The 18263-nt window shown below is 32.7% G+C and carries 13 protein-coding genes; 7 read left to right on the top strand and 6 right to left on the bottom strand.

Annotated elements, in window-relative coordinates; genetic code table 11:
• Positions 1-3: 3 nt before the first annotated feature.
• A complete protein-coding gene (locus GOY13_RS00190) occupies positions 4-702 on the top strand; it encodes an inositol monophosphatase family protein (RefSeq protein ID WP_175813862.1) in 699 nt (232 codons plus the stop codon).
• Here the strand turns inward: GOY13_RS00190 and hemA are convergent.
• The 3 genes from hemA to htpG form a co-directional block, all read right to left on the bottom strand.
• The gene (gene hemA / locus GOY13_RS00185; RefSeq protein WP_175813861.1) at positions 694-1896 is read right to left on the bottom strand and encodes a 5-aminolevulinate synthase; all 1203 of its coding nucleotides are present in this window, start codon (positions 1894-1896) and stop codon (positions 694-696) included. The genes GOY13_RS00190 and hemA overlap by 9 nt on opposite strands.
• 61 nt (positions 1897-1957) lie before the next feature.
• On the bottom strand, positions 1958-2752 hold the full coding sequence (locus tag GOY13_RS00180) for a TomO hydrophobic C-terminal domain-containing protein (protein WP_175813860.1): 795 nt from the start codon (positions 2750-2752) through the stop codon (positions 1958-1960).
• Positions 2753-3656: 904 nt separating this feature from the next.
• On the bottom strand, positions 3657-5558 hold the full coding sequence (gene htpG / locus GOY13_RS00175) for a molecular chaperone HtpG (protein WP_175814402.1): 1902 nt from the start codon (positions 5556-5558) through the stop codon (positions 3657-3659).
• Positions 5559-6772: 1214 nt separating this feature from the next.
• Between htpG and GOY13_RS00170 the strand changes: the two genes are divergently transcribed.
• The 3 genes from GOY13_RS00170 to GOY13_RS00160 all read left to right on the top strand — a co-directional run bounded on the left by GOY13_RS00170 (position 6773) and on the right by GOY13_RS00160 (position 9038).
• Entirely contained in the window at positions 6773-7411 is a 639-nt protein-coding gene (locus GOY13_RS00170; RefSeq protein ID WP_175813859.1) for an HAD family hydrolase, read from the top strand.
• A gap of 8 nt (positions 7412-7419) precedes the next feature.
• A complete protein-coding gene (locus GOY13_RS00165) occupies positions 7420-7905 on the top strand; it encodes an RDD family protein (protein ID WP_175814401.1) in 486 nt (161 codons plus the stop codon).
• A gap of 509 nt (positions 7906-8414) precedes the next feature.
• A complete protein-coding gene (locus tag GOY13_RS00160) occupies positions 8415-9038 on the top strand; it encodes an SURF1 family protein (RefSeq protein ID WP_175813858.1) in 624 nt (207 codons plus the stop codon).
• Between the two features lie 1098 nt (positions 9039-10136).
• On the opposite strand, the gene ftsH is transcribed toward GOY13_RS00160, so the two are convergent.
• The 3 genes from ftsH to GOY13_RS00145 form a co-directional block, all read right to left on the bottom strand.
• Positions 10137-11972: an ATP-dependent zinc metalloprotease FtsH gene (gene ftsH / locus GOY13_RS00155; RefSeq protein ID WP_175813857.1), complete on the bottom strand. Its 1836-nt coding sequence runs from the start codon at positions 11970-11972 to the stop codon at positions 10137-10139.
• Positions 11973-11984: 12 nt separating this feature from the next.
• Positions 11985-13280, bottom strand: coding sequence for a tRNA lysidine(34) synthetase TilS (gene tilS / locus GOY13_RS00150; RefSeq protein WP_175813856.1), 1296 nt, complete (start codon positions 13278-13280; stop codon positions 11985-11987).
• Positions 13281-13469: 189 nt separating this feature from the next.
• Positions 13470-13949: an OmpA family protein gene (locus tag GOY13_RS00145; protein ID WP_175813855.1), complete on the bottom strand. Its 480-nt coding sequence runs from the start codon at positions 13947-13949 to the stop codon at positions 13470-13472.
• A 263-nt stretch (positions 13950-14212) separates the two neighbouring features.
• Between GOY13_RS00145 and GOY13_RS00140 the strand changes: the two genes are divergently transcribed.
• The 3 genes from GOY13_RS00140 to mnmA all read left to right on the top strand — a co-directional run bounded on the left by GOY13_RS00140 (position 14213) and on the right by mnmA (position 18053).
• Positions 14213-15643: a gluzincin family metallopeptidase gene (locus GOY13_RS00140; RefSeq protein ID WP_175813854.1), complete on the top strand. Its 1431-nt coding sequence runs from the start codon at positions 14213-14215 to the stop codon at positions 15641-15643.
• 18 nt (positions 15644-15661) lie between these two features.
• Positions 15662-16738 (top strand): rod shape-determining protein, encoded by a 1077-nt coding sequence (locus GOY13_RS00135; RefSeq protein ID WP_175813853.1) that lies wholly within the window; start codon positions 15662-15664, stop codon positions 16736-16738.
• A gap of 208 nt (positions 16739-16946) precedes the next feature.
• Positions 16947-18053, top strand: a complete 1107-nt coding sequence (mnmA, locus tag GOY13_RS00130; RefSeq protein WP_175813852.1) for a tRNA 2-thiouridine(34) synthase MnmA — start codon at positions 16947-16949, stop codon at positions 18051-18053.
• Positions 18054-18263: the final 210 nt, after the last annotated feature.

The raw sequence follows: 18263 nt of genomic DNA, 5'->3' as shown, positions 1-18263 counted from the left end.
GGGATGTCTATTTCGTCACCAAGGATTAATGTGATGCTTGATTCTGTGCGTGGTGCTTCTAAACAACTTATGCGAGATTTTAATGAATTGCAAATCTCTAGTGTTAAGTCAGATGATTTTGTTAATAAAACTTATTCAAAATCCAAGCAAACTATATGCGGTTGCTTATACAATTATAAACAAAGCTATGGCTTTCTTTTTGAAGATAATGTTGACCAGAAAGTGAAGGAAGACACTTATACCTGGTTTATTATGCCTATAGAAAGCAAAGAAAATTTTTCTAATTGTATGGTTTATTTTGCAGTATCAGTTTGCTTAATTCACAAGAATAAGGTTATAGCAGCTGTAATTGACGTTCCTGCTCTCAGAGAAACTTTTTGGGCAGAGGAAAAGAAAGGTGCTTTCCTTCAGGACTCTAGGTTTCGTCATGTAAGGATGAGGATGAAAAGTCGTGATGGAGGTTTGATAGATGTAAGTGCTAATTTATTGAATAAGTTGCTACCTGATAATAGTAATGTACGTTCCATAGGATCAACAGTTTTAGGTTTTGCATACCTTGCTGCAGGAAGACATAGGGGAATAGTTTACTCTGGAGTTAATAAATATAAAACCTTACTTGGTAGACTTTTTCTTCAAGAAAGTGGTGGACTGTTAGTAGAAGATGATGGGTTAGTTATTGCAGGTAATATTAGGTTAGCATAAGTAAGCTATAGGGATAGATAACTTTTCAAAAACTTTTACAAGAGATTCAGTTAAATGTTCCATCATTTCATCGGTATGGTATGGTGTAGGAGTAATACGGAACCGCTCTGTTCCTCTTGGAACAGTAGGATAATTTATGTGTTGAACATATATTCCATATTCATCAAATAGTAATCTTGATGCCTTTTTAGATAGCTCTGGATCTCCAATTATTATTGGAATTATATGAGTTTTTGTGGGGATAAGGTTAATTCTTGCATTTTTTAGTAAGTTTTTTACTTTTTTGACAACTTGTTTTTGTTTCTCCCTCTCAATGTTACTTGATTTTAGATAATCAATGCTTGCTTTTGCTGCTGCTGCTAGAGCAGGCGAAATAGCAGTAGTGAAAATGAATCCTGGAGCAGAACTTCTTATTACATCTACTAAGCTTTTTGAGGATGCTATATATCCGCCCATAACTCCAAAAGCTTTTGATAATGTACCCTGAATGATGGTTACTCTATCCATTAGACCTTCTCTTTCTGCGATTCCTCCACCATGTGAACCATACATGCCAACTGCATGCACTTCATCTGAATATGTAATTGCGTTATATTCCTCTGCCAAGTCACATATTTCTCTCAGTGGTGCTATGTCACCATCCATTGAATATATGGATTCAAACGCTATTATCTTTGGCACTTTTCTGTCTACAGACTTTAATAACTGCTCTAAGTGATCGACGTTATTATGTTTAAATATGTATTTCGGCCTTTTTCCTGATTTTATGCCCTCTATCATTGAGGAATGGTTTTTCTCATCTGAAAAAAACACTACGTCAGGAATGACTGATGATAAAGTACTCAGTGTTGTCTGATTAGCAAGGTACCCGCAAGCAAAAGTTAAGGCAGCTTTTTTATTATGCAAACAAGCTAAAGATTTTTCGAGTTCGACAACTTCTTTTGTTGTACCAGATATATTTCTTGTTCCTCCTGCTCCAACTGAGGAATTTTGGATAGCAGCAATTACGCTTTCGTTTTGTGACATTCCTAAATAATTATTACTGCACCAAACAATCACTTCCCTATTTCTTTCGTAATCCATAACATAGGGGAACCTACCAGGCAATGATGCAAAATGCATAAACTCACGATAGCGACCCTCTTCCTTTATATCTTTGATTTTATTTAGAAATATCCCTTCGTAGTCTACCAAGTTTTTATCTATTAATGACTAATAAAACTATAATAAATTATTTAATGGCAGACTACTACATTTATTTACAGCACAGCAGTGGCTCTTTATTTATATTGACCCATTCGATCTTGCTATTCTCAATTAACTTTTTAGGCATACAATAGTATGTAATTACAGCGGCAGCAAGGCAACATGCTCCAACCGCTATCCCAACTGCTGACACTTCTAAATGGACTGCAGTAGCCACTCCTAGAGCAACTCCAGATGTTGCTAATACGTAAGCAACTATGGTATATAGATTATTGCTTTTCGTATTTTGTAAAAGACTTTCATCTGCTTGCTCAGATACTTTGTTAGTTACTATTGTATGGCAGTGGGACTGATTGTGATTCTGAAGATGTTGGTTGTGTTGGATCTGTTTTTTTATTTGTATACCTCGCAAGCTACTCCTTTCAGGAATAGAAACATTTTCACCTTTATCTATATTTTCAAATGGAGAGCCACCGTTATCGCTTGGTACATCAACTGCACTAAAAGAACTACTACTATGGCTTAAATCACTATTCATAAAACTTTCTGGTGAATGTGGTGGTGAATCTGGCTGATCGTCTTTATTTTCAAGCTCTCGTTCATCTTTAATTTGCGGTGCTATATGCTCAGCAAATTGGTTATATATTTGTTTTTTCTCATTATCATTAACAAACGTTAAAACATTAGTAGTACACTTACCCTGCTGAGGCTTCTGTGTGCTTGAAGAAGCTCTTTCACTTTGAGTAATGTCTATTTGTCCTGAAAATTGAGTTTCAGGAACTTCTTGTTCTTGAGTACTAGGTGTGTTACTATTATGATTCTTTTTCTTTTTGCTTTTACACATTTCACTCCCTTGTAATTATTGCTAATAGCTTCTGTATTGAAGCTTCTTCATTATTTAGGATATTTTTTCTGTTGTCTACAGTATTTTTTTACCTAGATATGCCTGTACTTAATAATTTTACATCAATTAAATTATGTTCTTTTAATAGATACATTTTTATGCAAATAACCTGTTTAACATGTGTTCTACTATTGAAGTAATAGCTGCTACTAAAAGTAGCAATACCGAGAATATGAAAATTTTAATCTTTTCTTATTAATGTGCTAATTATATAATGATTAAATATTTTCCCAGCCAACAGTAATGTTATCAAGAGTATATATCATAAGTAGATTATTTTAATATTTTGATAAAATTGCTGATAAATATCATTGCTTTTTATAAGATATATGTTATCCTATATTTAAGCTAGTCTTGAAAGTGATAACGAGGTACACTATATGTAAAATTAAATAGTTATATAGAGTAATTCTAAAATCTTTGATTTAACTTCTTAGTATGTACGTACAATATTTTATCAGTGTAAGAAGAAACTATAAAATTTATTGAAGAACTAATATGCATTTTTCGCTTCTAGGTGAGGGTTTTAGGCAAATATACCATCTATTTTAGTTATAATAACATCAGATCTTTAGTACTATAAAATATAATGAAAATATAGGCTTTGTTAATATATTCTACGTAAATTAGAACTAAGTAACTTTGAGATGCTGCTTTCAAGGTTTCTACATGAAGAGTCCCAGAATTTGCCTGAAGGTAACTGGCATTCCTTAATTCCTAGTTCTAGAACCTGAATTTCTTCTTGAATATATAAGCCTTGAAATTATTTTCATCACTGATACCATTTTCATGGTAAAAATAACTAGGTAAATCTGCTTCACATTTTCTCCTTGATTGGGGAGAGCTAGATAGGGACTTTATCAAGCAAGTTATTCAGTCTCTTAGCAAATAGATTTGCATTATCCATCTCTTCACCTTCCACAATGCAGGCTTGGTAGAACAATAAGAAAACCATATCTTCTAATATCTGAGTTTCACCTTTTTTAGCGTAAGATTTGATTATGTTTTTTATTACTGGGTGCTTGACATTAATTTCAAATACCTTTGGTGTGCGGTAATTCAATTGTTTTTGTTCACGCAAAAACCGTTCCATTCTCAGATCCATAGCACCCTCATCAACTGCTAAACACACAGGACTGTCAATTAGCTTCTTAGAAACTTTTACACTTTTTACTAAGTTAGTAAGAACTTTAGTGAAATATTGTAATATAGAATCTATATTCTCTTCTTCGCTCTTTTTTTCATCTAATTTATTTTCCTGGTTTTGTTTCCTTGAAGAAAATCTTTCCAAATCGACATCTGAGCGGGTTACAGATTTAAATTTTTGCTCTCTATATTCGTGAACTACACTAGTCCAGAAATCATCCACTGGATCAATTAGCAGAAGAACTTCTAAACCTTTGCTAACAAATCCTTCAAGTTGTGGACTGTTTTTTACAGAATCTAAGTTATTTCCTGTGAGGTAATAAATATATTCTTGCTCAGGCTGCATTCTACTTATATAGTCATCAACGCTGACTATTTTATCATCAGCAGTACTATGGAACCTACAAATTGAGAGCAGTGCTTCTCTCTCGTCAGTTGGCATAGCTTCACAAAGGCCCTCTTTTAATACTGCGCCGAAATTAGTCCAGAACTTTGTATACTCCTCTAAGTTTTTTTTTGCCTTTTTGCTAAGTTCAGATATCACCCGTTTAGTAAGAGATTTTCTGATTTGCTCAACAATGCGATTATTCTGTAGCGTCTCTCTGCTGATATTGAGAGGTAAATCAGGAGAGTCAACAATACCTTTTAAAAACCGTAGATACTGCGGTATAATTTGCACATTATCTTCAGTAATAAATACTTTGTTTACGTATAATTTTACAGAACAACGCCTGTCTGGATGGAATAGATCAAAAGGCTTGATAGAGGGAATGTAAAGCAGATTTGTGTATTCTATTGCTCCTTCATTTTTGTTATGCAATATCATCCAAGGCTCGCCACCAACATGTGCAACACTCCGAAAGAAATCATTGTGCTTTTCTTGAGTAACTTCATTTTTAGGTCTAGTCCAAATTGCAGCCTTACTGTTTAATTTTTCACTTTTGCCTTCCTCGTCTATAAATTCAACAGGAGAATTTATGTGATCAGAGTAAGTAGTGACAATATTTTCTATACGAAATTTATCTAAAAATTCATCCTCCTCAGGACGTATTACTAAGGTAATTTTAGTCCCACGAACAATGGGATCATTTGATTTACTGATTGAATATTTTCCATCTCCTTTGGATTCCCAAACCCAAGATTCTTTTTCTCCTGCTTTTCGAGATTCAACTTTCACTTGTGAGGCAACCATGAAACTTGAGTAGAAGCCTACACCAAACTTTCCAATTAGTTCTATAGTTTTTTTTGAGTCTTTATTATTTTTGATTGCTTCCAGAAACTTTTGTGTGCCAGAACTAGCAATTGTACCAAGGTTATCTATTAAGTCCTGCCGATTCATTCCAATACCGTTATCAGTTATGTATAGCTCATTCTTATCTTTATTAACACTAATGGTAATTTTTAATTCATCATTTGAACCTAATAAATTAGGATCTAATTGAGATTCGTAGCGTAATTTATCACATGCATCTGATGCGTTTGATATCAATTCACGCAGAAAGATACCCTTGTTAGTGTAGAGTGAATGAATTACTATATTTAGTACTTTCTCTATCTCAGCATCAAATTTTAAATTTTCAGTTTCTTGTACGTTCTGCACCTTAAACTCCATTATTACCTATTACTTAATGATCTAAGTATTACACTGCAATCTTTCAAGGTTTCATATACATCAAAATTAATAGATCTATCTTACTATTCTACTAGTTTAGGTATCATAGTTGTGTAATCAAGTGCTTTTTTATAAATACTTAAAGCGAATTGTCTTTCAATGTCTATTGTTTACCTCATTTACTTTAGAGAGAGTACTGATATACATTCACTTGTTTATTGTTTTATTTCCTGCTCGTTTAGACTTTGTTTATGCTTTGTCCTTGACTGGAGAACTTTACAAAATGCTTGCTTTTGTTTGGTGGATTGGATCTGCACAGCTAATTCTTAAGCGAGACCTTTAGCGTTAAAGTTAATATCACTATTAGCAATGTTTGGAGAAGTTACATCTTGTGCTAAAGATTTTGTATGTACACTGGTATTAAGAGCTTTACTCTGACAATTAGAAATGCTTTCTGACGCTAAGTTTCATTTCTTTCCTATTGAGGATTTATAAAGATGGTTTGATCTATTCTTATCTATTATATCGTTATCATTTGGTATGTTTTGAGCTACTGTCTTAATACTAGAAATGTTCTTTCATCATTTTTACCTGATCAAAAAGTTGTTTTTCTAATATTTTCTTCGGAAAGTGTATTAGAGAACTAAAAAGCTTTTCATTATTTGATTTATTTCTTTCGAGATTCTTGCAAAGATGCTGGACTAAAAACATAGTGAGGTAGAGTTTATATACCTGTATAGAAGCTTCAGTAACTTGTTATTGCTGTTAAATCTACTTCTTTTACTTGTAGTAATATAGCAAAGTTCTTTTCTCACTATATGTTGATTACCAGGTTTACCTATTCTTTAAATTCTTCATTTTATTTGCAAGACCTTTACATTTAAAACTTTATAGTATTTTTATTGACTTATTTAAGATATTAGCTTTCTCTTATTACGGAACCATTGGAGATATATTTAGAGACTTCAGAGAGCATCTTTAAATCTCGTTTCAATATTTTTATTAAAAGCATATCTTCAACTTAATCATCTTGTTTTCACTAAGTAAAGGGTGTAAAGCTAGCACGTTAGCTTATTATATATGGCTAGTTAATATAGCTTATAACAAATAGTATTTCTTACTCTCACCAATGGAGGTACTATTTATACTCTTTTATCAAAATGTTGTTTACTTGTTAACTCAAATTACGTAACAATGTGGAGATGAAAAATAACTCATTAGCAGTGGTATTTGACTGGGATAATACCTTGGTTGACACCAAAGACAATATTTCCAATGCTATTAAGCATACTTTAGACTCAATGGGGTATAGTAATAAAGCAGCTAATAGGAATTTTCATGAACCAAGAAAGAACTACATGGTCAACTTATTTGGCAGTCAGTGGAAAAAAGCAGATCAGATATACCAGCAATACTTAGACAATGCACTGTTGCAGAATATTACCCTAAACCAAGGAGTAGGGGAAATGCTGCAGAAATTGAAGAGTAATAATATTTATCTAGCAATAGTTAGTAATAAGAAGAATATTAATCTACGCAAAGAAGTTGCCTATTTTAGGCTGGACTCTTACTTTAAAAAAGTAGTAGGTTCATCTGACACTGCAGAAGATAAGCCGTCTGCAACCCCGTTACTGTTTGCGCTGGAAGAAAATGTTTTACATGTAAGCAGGGAAAATGTATTTTTTGTTGGAGATAGTATCACGGATATTTTGTGTGCACAAAATGCGAATTGTCTACCAATCATATATGGCCAATCAATAAGTGGATACGAAGATTTGTTATGTTTTCAACATTTTGATAAACTTACAGATTTCATAATCAAATATTTAAAAGATAGGTAATGAACACCATTACAGAGATTGCTAGTATACAAAGGCGCTTTTGCGCATATTTACTGGATATAATAATTTTGCTAGTCCCAACATTGTTGATTGTTCTTTTGTTAAAGGATTTTCCATTAATTTTATACTTGCTATATATATGTATAAATTGCAGTTATTTTACATATTTTATATCTTCTGCAACTCAAGCAACTCCAGGTCAGAAGTTAATGAACATATATACCATAAGCTTAGACGGTTCTAAGATAGACTTAAGCTTGGCGTTTGATAAAAGCATCTCTCAGTTTTTCCTTCCATTATTAAACAATGTAATAATTATCCTAATCGAGCTTTTTAAAGATCAGGAAGCATTAGTGAATTTCTTAAACTTTCTGGAAGTAGTTATAATACTACTTACCTTTTGTTGGTATTTGGTAGCTTGTTTTTCTAAAAAGAAACAGACATGCCATGATATGCTGTTTGGTACAATTGTTGTAAAAGGGAATATGAAATGAATGACATGATTTAATATCATGTAGATTATATTGCTAAATATAACTAAAGAAAGGTTGCTAGCAAAGAAATAGTGAAGTATTTGATAAGTACAAACCGGTTAATTGACTCCTGTGTATAAGTGCTTTTTATATTTTATACTTCTATAAGATAATAGAATTAGTATATAGAAAAGATAAAAAATAAGTTTAAAAAGAACTTATACTTATAAGTAAGCTGAATAACTTCTTGTTTATATATGCAATACTTTCGATGCTTGAATAAGGTTTTAAGATATGATGGAAAAGTTCCCAAGTAGATAATGAGAAAAATTTTAAGAAGTAATTTAAAGTTATGGGAAGGTTTGTAAGACTGCAAAGAGGCAATTTTCACTTAAAAAGAAGGATCCTATTGGGATAATGCAATAAAGGAGCTGTTGAAAAATGGTAGGAATATTCACATTCAATCAATTAAAAAGTAGATTATCCTTGTTAAGCTTATAGATATTAAAAATCTCTTAAGAGAATATAAAATGTTAAAAAAAGTGATATTTATTTTAGTCATACCATGTATTCTTCTTTTCTCTTTAGGATTATGGCAATTATTCAGATTATGCTGGAAAAATAATATTATCAATAATATGAGCCTTCCGGTTGTTTATCTATTGTCCAGTGAGGATCTCACAGAATTTAATTATAGGCATGTCAAAATTGGTGGGATTCTAAGTAATATAGAATTATATGTTTTTGCAGGACAGCGTGGCTATTACGTATTATCTCCAATGCTGCTCACTACTGGACACTACATGTTAGTAAATAAAGGAGTGATTAAAGAGAAAAAAAAGGAGATGCCAAAAGTGGGAAAGGTGTCTGTAAGCGGCATTTTGCATTGCGATAGTAGTAAAAGCAAAGGTTGGCTAATTAAGAATGATACTACTTTGAACACGTGGTTTACTTTAAGTCCAGAAGAAATATCCGATGAACTTGGTATTAAATTTGAGAAGTGTATGCTTTGGCAAAAAGACTTTGGCTATAGATTAACTATACAGCCAGTAAAACACTTGGAATACGCAGTGACTTGGTTTTCACTTCTCTTGATTTGGTTAATTGTGTATATAGCATATTATAGACAAAACAAGTATTCTCCCAAAAGTTGATAAATATCGTATACATATTGCATTGCAGGTGATTTATCAGTGAATGTAGTAATTCAAGTTATAAATGTAGGGAATTTAGGAAAAAAGAAATATGATTCTAGTTATATACTAGAATAACAGTACTTAATGTAAAGACTGAAGTGCAATATGTAAGTTACCTTGATGTTCAGAAACTTCCTTTGAAAGGTAAAACAGATAGCAGATGATGGTTATCTACTAATTCCAATCCTTGAGTATGGTATGTATCATAAGTTACTTACTTAACATATATCCATTGAATTTTCTACATTGCATTCAAGCTTATATTGAACTATTTGTTTTCGACTAAAAGTATTAATAAAGCATAATACTTCCTAAAGTTGCATACAGATTAAGTATGATGGATCATTAATATACCCTTCACTTAAGATTTAGCACTTCTCATACAACCAAGCAACAGTGGTTAGAATATTTTGAAGCTTCATACTTTATATGATACATTCTTACTTGAATACTTCCTACCTTGAAAAGTAAAAAGTCAACAAAAATAATTTATTTTAAGAAACTCTATTCATAATTTTATTACTATGAGAATTCTTAAGAGACATAGGGAGATTAGCTAACAACCTGGATCTTAGATTAAAACTGAGCATAGTATAATAAGGCAATCTAGCTAAAGTAATGTGATATTTATGCTATTAAATCAAGGTTAATTACATGTTCTTGTGGAGCTTCTTTATTAAGAACAGGGAATATTTCTGTAGACTTTTTTGAGCTACAGTATTGATCTATGCAGCTCAGCAGAGCAGTTCAGATACAAAGATTGAGCTTATATCATAAATGAGATGAGCTAGATATTTCTATGTGTTTGAAGATTAGTGAGCCTTTCATCACATTATACTTAAATACCATATGTTAGTGATAAAGAAACTTTTTTAGATCATGCTACTAGCTATGATTGATTAACTAATAAAAAAGATTAATTTATTATGTCTATGTCATTTATAGTAGAATGCTAAGTCTGATTCAAAAGCTTACCTTAATTCAATTAAAATTCTAAAATTTTTATTTTTTATCCATGCGAGGTAAAATGAAGTCTATGAACTTGATTCCTACTTTTTATAGAGATGATTTCCTGACTTTTTCTTTACATTCATTTTCGCTTTTTGTGATCTTTTTCCCATTTAGAATATCTTTGATTTCATCCCCAGTTAAAGTCTCAAATTCTAGTAAGTTTTCAGCAATTAGTTCTAGGTCTTTGCGACATTTGATTAAGATATCCTTTGCCTTCTCATAACATAAAGATATAATTCTTTTTACCTCCTCATCTATAAGCTTCATAGTATCTTCTGAAATTATATCAGACACATATACATTTTGTTCACGGTTGTGATATATAGGTCCTATTTTATCACTCATCCCCCATTTTGTCACCATAGCACGTGATAAATCAGATGCTTGTTTTATATCAGAAGATGCACCGCTTGTGACTTTGTCGTAACCAAAAATCAGCTCTTCTGCCACTCTTCCACCCATGGCAACTGTGATATCTGCTATCATTTTTTCTCTTGTGTGAGATACCCTATCTGTTTCTGGTAATCTCATAACTAAACCTAGAGCCCTACCTCTTGGGATAATAGTTGCTTTGTGTATTGGATCAGAAGCAGACATGTTAACAGCAGTTATTGCATGACCAGCTTCGTGGTACGCAGTGAGTTTTCTCTCCTCTTCTGTCATAACTAAGGACCTCCTTTCCACGCCCATCATAACTTTATCACGTGCATATTCAAAATCATCCATGGTAACAATTTTCTTATTCCTTCTTGCAGCAATAAGTGCAGATTCATTTACTAGATTTGCCAGATCAGCTCCTGAAAACCCAGGTGTTCCTCTTGCAACTGTTTTTACGTTTACATCTGGTGCTATAGATATCTTTCTTATATGAGTATTTAATATCTTTTCTCGTCCATTTATATCAGGTAAAGAGATGGTAATTTGTCTATCAAAACGTCCTGGTCTAAGCAATGCTGGGTCTAAAACATCAGGGCGATTAGTTGCTGCAACTATTATTACACCCTCATTAGATTCAAATCCATCCATTTCGACTAGTAACTGATTTAATGTTTGTTCTCTCTCATCGTTGCCGCCACCAAGGCCAATGCCACGATGTCTGCCTACTGCATCTATCTCATCTATGAAAATTATACAAGGAGCATTTTTTTTTCCTTGATCAAACATATCACGAACACGGCTTGCACCAACGCCAACAAACATTTCAACGAAATCAGATCCAGAGATACTAAAAAACGGTACATTGGCTTCTCCTGCAATCGCACGAGCGAGTAGGGTTTTACCAGTTCCAGGAGAGCCAATTAGAAGACACCCTTTTGGTATTTTCCCACCCAATACCTGAAATTTGTGCCTATGTTTAAGAAAGTCAACAATTTCTACTAGCTCTTCTTTTGCCTCATCGATTCCAGCGACATCATCGAACGTTACTTTTTTCCCACTAGTCATGAGCCTGGCTTTTGATTTACCAAAGCTTATGGTTCTGTTGCCTCCTACTTGTGTTTGTTTTAAGAGAAAGAGCAATAATCCAATAAAGATGAATGTTGGAATCCATTGAATGAATAATCCACCAATTATACTCATTGCAGAATCTCCAGTTGAAAAGGAGAATCTAACTTTTTTGTCATGTAAGTTTTTTATTAAGTCACTGTATATAATACTACTTGAATTGAAGCTTGATCCATCTCTGAACCTTCCTTCAATGCTCTGATTTCTTATGACAACATTTTCTATGTCATCATTTTCCAGTCTGGTTAAAAACTCTGAAAAAGGTATAGTTATTTTACTTTTACCTATACCTATATTTCCACTGAATTGAATATAAGCAATAGAAATAAGTACAACTATTACTAACCAAATCAATAAGCCTTCTAGAAACTTTTTCATTATTACTTTTAACTAGACATCAATTAAGCTTACCAGATTTTGTTTTACTATACTATTAGCAATGAATTGGATCTTATTGTTATTAATATTTTCTCCATCGTAATTTATGTATGGGTACGCCAGTACATTTCCATCTTTTTGTACTACAGGTAAAGAGTAAAAAACTTCAAAGCAACAATTATAATCTTTAAAAAATTTAGGAATCTTTTTTATTTTTTTTAGCGGGATGATAGTTACTGAATGCTCCTGATCTCCAAGTATTGTGCAACTAAATCTGTTATCCCATTTAATAGGACCATTTAATGGCAAACTTACGGATACTTCTTGTATTTTTGATGACTCCCTAATTACTAATATGTTTTCCTTATGCTTTCTTATTTTGCACTCAGAAATCATACAATTAATATTGGCATCCTTTTGAAATATTTTATTAAAGATTGCTATAAGACTCTTGTATCTTGGTTTATAGTATTTACTGCTAATTACCATTATGGAATAAAGAAGAAGTCTTAAGGCTATTTCCTCTGGCAATTTATAAAATTCACTTAGTCTTATTTCAATATACCCAAGATCATGAATATCAACACATTCATTAAATGCAAGACGCGTATAGTACATTAGTGCTTTTACGGCTCTTTTTATGTGAAAAGCTGTAAGGCATATTCGCTCCGTTAAAATCCGCTGATTATCACTTGCTTTAAGTAAATTACGGTATAGTGTACGCTTGTATCCTAAGTACTGATTACTTTTATCTTCAATCCACTTTAACTGGTAAAAATTTGCATATTTCTTTACTTCATCACGACTAAAATTTAACATTGGCCTTAATATATGTATGCCATTAAAAAAAAATTTGCAATCCATGGATGATAAACCATCCATCCCACTACCGCGTTCAAGCCTAAGCAGAAATGTTTCTGCTTGATCATCTTTATGGTGGGCAGTAAGCAGGTACTTAATACCATTGTTGCTGCACCATTCTGTTAGCAGATTATATCGTGCTGTCCGCGCTTGTAACTGAACGTTGCCTTTGATATTTTGCTTTTCCCAGTTCAGTATAAATGATTCCTTTACTCCAAGTTTTTTTGCATAACCTAGGACAAATTCAGCTTCTTCTTTTGATTCTGAACGCAAACCATGGTTCACTGTTAGTGATACAGGAAGTGAATACTGTATTCTCTTTGTCCAACTAACCATTAAATGTAGCAATGTTATGCTATCAATACCTCCTGAAACTGCAACTGCAACTTTGTTATTATGTATGACGAAATTCTTAATTATATTTTGAAACAATGATTCTAATTCCATTATTACTCCTTGAAGATTTGCTTCATAAAATTAACCACCAAATAAGTGAGGATTATTGGATTCTCATAATCATACTCTAGTAGATTATCTTGTAATCTCTAGTGTCTCTTTTTTAATACTAGAATTTCTATTGCTTCTTCATACAATTCCCAGTGTTTTAACACTGGGATCTAGTTTCTAAGCGAGAAATTATTTATTTATTTTAGAGAATAAAAACTCCACCCTGCGGTTTTTAGCATGCTGCCTTTCATACTTGGAGTTTTTAGAGTCATCTTGTACATAAACTATAGGTTCAGTTTCGCCCCTAGAAGCAGTTTTTATTCTATTTTCTAGGTAAGGTGCACAATTAACCATAAACTTTTTAGCTGTGTCTGCTCTTCTTTCACCTAATGCAACATTGTATTCATAGGAACCACGATTATCAGTATGTCCAATTACAGTAACCTTTATATCAGGGTTATTTTGTAATACCTCTATTACATCGAGCAATACACCTGCTCCTACTTCATTAATATTAGATTTATCATAATCGAAGAAAACTCTTTTTTCACTTATCTGTTTGACAACAAAATCTGTTTTATCTATTGTAATCCCACCTTTCTTTTGGCAAGAGCTTACACCAGTAAGCAAAAAACAAGAACAACACATCAAAATCAATCTACTCCACATTACTAACCTCCATTTTTAAAATAGTGTATGGTTTAACTTTTGTTAATCACTCTATACTGTAGTATAGTCAAGAAAAATAAAACACTAAACACTTTTCTATAATCTTGCATTTAATTTTCTAATAAGATGCTTGTGCTTTTACAGAAAAAGCTGGTAAAGGCATAATGCGCAATTTTTTATTGTACTTTGAATAAATATACTTTTAACTTTATTGTTAATCTAGTGATGTTAGACAAAATTTTTCTAGAAATAATTGAGCAGATATGAAATCTTATAAGCCCTTAGAGGAAGTACTATATAAGGTAGGAAATATTGAAAATACACTGAGAGTGCTAAGCCAAAGTCAATTGAATGTGGAGGATAAAGTTGAGCAAATGGGTTTTCTAGAAGAAATTAGGCACGAAATTATCTCTCACAACTTAGTAAAAGAGTTATTGGTAAAAGCAGGTGCTTTTGATAGTGAGAAGAGTTCTGACAATTGGCTACTAAAATTCATAGAGAGAATGCATGAAAGCAGTTCTGCTATTTCTATTGATTTAGTAAGATCTTTATCCAAAGCTAAAATTGAGTGCCAAAGTTTGTGGAGATTGTCTAAGTCTGAGGCTAGTAACCTAGAAAAATTAAAAAGGCATTTTGCTGACTTAATTAAGCTCATTCGCGAAGTAGCTTCTATAAAGTCGCAGCACTTAAAATGTTTAAAATATGATGCATTGCTTGCTGACTATGATTTTGATATTACAGAGAAAAGCATAAAGAAAATATTCCCTAGAGTTGGAAAGTTTTTTAGTGAAAATATAAATAAGGTAATTGAAAAGCAGAAAAAGGATAAGGTTGTTAATATTAGAAAAGTTGCTACTAGGAAGCAAATTGAACTTGGTATGTTATGTCTACAGCAAATAGGTAGCACATTATGTCATACTCCTTATTATTATGACCCTATAGATTATAAGGAGTTTAACTTTTGTTATGGTTTGTTTTTGCTTTTGCGGAATAGTGGTTACGAAATTTATCAAAAGTATTTAGCACAAAATTCTATAACCAACTTTGTTGCAAGGCATGTTGTATATGAAACACAAGGGTTATTTATGGAGAGGATGATTGGAACGTCTAGGGAATTTATTGAGTTTATTCAACCGTACATAAGGGAGAAGTTTACTATAAGAGGTAAAAGGAGTACAAAAGTCAGTAGCGTTGAAAATTTGTATTTGATTTTTAATAGAGTTGATCTTTCTTCATCTTTAAAAAATGCAGATGAATTCAGTCTATTAGCTCACATTATGCTCAGAACTAGATTAGAACAGAATATGATAAACGGTACTTTAGAGGTAGAAGATTTACACGATGCTTGGTTAGAAGGCATGAAGCACTATAAAATTCCTGTTGAAGCTGAAAATGAGTTAGACACTTGTTTTCAAGATGAGTATTGGACAAGCGGAATTATTGGGTATTTCCCTATTAAGGGAATGGCTTTAATTACTGCTACGCAGATTTTTTCTTTTATAAAAAAGAATCATTATGAAATTCTGAGTCCTATAATAAAGGGAAACTTTAGCTTACTTATTAATTGGTTATATCAAAATATATATAACACAAGGTGTGGTTCTTTTGATTTGCTAAAAAAAGTAACAGGTAAGTGGTTAGATGCTGAATGCTGTACTAGCTATTTGTCCGAAAAATATGATTTATCCCAATAGAATGTTTTTTAATTGTGCATGCAGTTTTTTCAAAAATTAATCGGTAAATTTTGTAGTCTTTCCCCTTTGAAGGGTTTATTTGCTAGCGATATTGCTATAGATCTTGGGACTGCAAATACTGTAGTTTACCAAAAGAACCAAGGGATAATACTTGATGAACCTTCAGTTGTAGCAAGAGTAAAGGAAAAGGGCAGTTATGTTCCTTATGCCTTTGGCAAAAAGGCTAAAATGATGCTAGGGAAAACTCCTGGGGAAATAGAAGCAATTAGACCATTAAAGGACGGTGTTATCGCTGATTTTAAAAGTGCAGAAGAGATGCTAAAATATTTTATACGCAGTGCGAATACAAAACTTACTATTAATAAACCTGACATTATAATATGTGTTCCTTCTGGATCTACTCCAGTTGAAAGGCGTGCTATACAAGATGCAGCAGAAAGTGCTGGTGCAAATGAAGTATTTTTGATTGAAGAGCCAATGGCTGCAGCAATTGGAGCTGGACTTCCTGTTACGGAACCTGAAGGTTCTATGGTTGTTGACATAGGTGGTGGTACAACTGAGGTTGCAATTATTTCTTTGGGAGGAATTGTTTATTCACGTTCTGCCAGAGTAGGCGGCGACATTATGGATGAAGCAATAAAGTCATACATTCGTGAAAATCATAAGCTGTTAATTGGTGAGATGACAGCTGAAAAAATTAAAAAAAGTGTAGGTTCTGCTAGTCTTCCAACTGAAAATAATAAAGAGAGAATGGTAGTAAAAGGCAGGGACTTAGTTAGTGGTATGCCGAAAGAAATGCTTTTGTCAGAGCATCAGGTTGCAGAAAGTTTAATAGAGTCCGTGCATCAAATAATTTCTTCTATTAGAACAGCGTTAGAAAGCACTCCTCCTGAGCTCTCTTCTGATATAGTTGATAGGGGAATAGTTTTATCTGGCGGAGGTGGATTATTACGTAATTTAGGTAAAGTAATCAGCGAAACAACAAAATTGCCAGTACGTGTTGCAGATGATCCTCTTTGTTGCGTAGCTCTTGGCAGTGGTAAAGTGCTTGAAAATATGGATTATTTTAGTCATGTTTTGTTTAAGCAAGATTAATTGTGATTTTAATTGTTGAGGTTTTTAATTCTAAAACTGCCAGAAGGTACTTTTTTTATTGCTCTGTATAATACATAGCTAAATAATCTAGATTTACTATGATTCAATAATAAGAATTGTTATTTTACTTATTAGTAAAATTTATGCTAAGAATGATAATAATATAGAGAAGTCAGGTCTATTAACTGTATTTAGTGAGTTTAAAATTGTGCTAAAGGAATTTAAAATTGAACCTTTGTTAAGAAATAAAGCTCCACATCAAACTAAGGCTATGATTGCAATGTCTGGTGGAGTTGATAGTTCTGTTGTTGCAGTGTTACTCCATTATCTTGGATATCAAGTAGTAGGTGTGACGCTTCAGCTGTATAGTGGTGATAGTGATTTGAGAAAAGGAACATGCTGCGCTGGGCAAGACGTTTATGATGCAAAGCGCATAGCCGAAAATGCTGGATTTCCTCATTATATCTTAAACTTCGAGGAAATCTTTAAAGAAGAAGTAATAAAGGATTTTGCGGATACCTATATGCGTGGAGAAACTCCTATACCATGTATAAAATGTAATCAAACAGTGAAATTTCGTGATCTATTACAAGTTGCGAAGAATCTTGGTACAGATGTGTTAGTCACAGGACATTATGTAAGAAGATTAGAGGAAGGTGGCAAGATAATCTTATGCAAGAGCATCGATAAAAGTAAAGATCAAAGTTACTTCTTGTTCGCTACTACAAGAGAGCAACTTAAGTTTTTAAGATTTCCTCTTGGTTGGTTCTATAAGAATGATGTAAGAAAGTTAGCAAAGTATTTTGATTTGAGAATCTCTGAAAAGCCAGACAGTCAAGATATATGCTTCGTTCCCAAAAACTATAGCAGAACAATAGCTGAGTTAGCACCACAATCTATGCAGAAAGGAAAAATCATAGATATAAATGGGAAAGTACTAGGGGAGCATAATGGTATAGTGAATTTTACAGTCGGTCAGAGAAGGGGTTTAGGTATCTCATGTAATGAACCTCTTTATGTGATAAGGATTGACAGAAGAAACAATGAAGTTGTAGTTGGACCAGTTAATGCGCTAATGCAAAGAAAAGTACTAGTTAGATGGGTAAATTGGTTAGAACAGCCAAGAGAAGGTATGGAAGTAGTTGTGAAGCTCAGGTCATCGCATGCTGGAAGTTTAGCAACAATATATCCAACTGGAGAACATGATAAATCTTATGTTGTTTTAAGTGATGATTACTTTGGTGTTAGTCCAGGTCAAGCTTGTGTAGTATACAGAGGTGAGCAGGTTATTGGTGGTGGGTGGATATGTACTTAACTAAATAGATTTTATGATATCTAAGTTTTCTAATTTTTTATTTATATTGTTCTAACTAAACTAATATAATATGTTATTCACGAAGCAGTAAGGCTAAGGAAATTTCTTTTCATTACAACATAGTTATAAGGAGATGTGCAAGATTTTCAGTAATGTTGTAGATAAATAGTATTTATGGTCTCTTATATGTGGGATGCGCAAAATTGATTT

This window comes from Wolbachia endosymbiont of Cruorifilaria tuberocauda, assembly GCF_013365475.1.
GTDB lineage: Bacteria > Pseudomonadota > Alphaproteobacteria > Rickettsiales > Anaplasmataceae > Wolbachia.
The sequence above is the reverse complement of the archived record's forward strand: the minus strand, read 5'-3'. Positions and strand labels throughout refer to the sequence as shown.

Bases quoted from the DNA above. Each gene is read 5' to 3' on its own strand.
- GOY13_RS00145 (WP_175813855.1), bottom strand. From the start codon at position 13,949: ATGTGGAGTAGATTGATTTTGATGTGTTGTTCTTGTTTTTTGCTTACT.
- GOY13_RS00135 (WP_175813853.1), top strand. From the start codon at position 15,662: ATGCAGTTTTTTCAAAAATTAATCGGTAAATTTTGTAGTCTTTCCCCT.
- GOY13_RS00190 (WP_175813862.1), top strand. From the start codon at position 4: ATGTCTATTTCGTCACCAAGGATTAATGTGATGCTTGATTCTGTGCGT.
- GOY13_RS00160 (WP_175813858.1), top strand. From the start codon at position 8,415: ATGTTAAAAAAAGTGATATTTATTTTAGTCATACCATGTATTCTTCTT.
- GOY13_RS00180 (WP_175813860.1), bottom strand. From the start codon at position 2,752: ATGTGTAAAAGCAAAAAGAAAAAGAATCATAATAGTAACACACCTAGT.
- GOY13_RS00170 (WP_175813859.1), top strand. From the start codon at position 6,773: ATGAAAAATAACTCATTAGCAGTGGTATTTGACTGGGATAATACCTTG.
- ftsH (WP_175813857.1), bottom strand. From the start codon at position 11,972: ATGAAAAAGTTTCTAGAAGGCTTATTGATTTGGTTAGTAATAGTTGTA.
- GOY13_RS00140 (WP_175813854.1), top strand. From the start codon at position 14,213: ATGAAATCTTATAAGCCCTTAGAGGAAGTACTATATAAGGTAGGAAAT.
- tilS (WP_175813856.1), bottom strand. From the start codon at position 13,280: ATGGAATTAGAATCATTGTTTCAAAATATAATTAAGAATTTCGTCATA.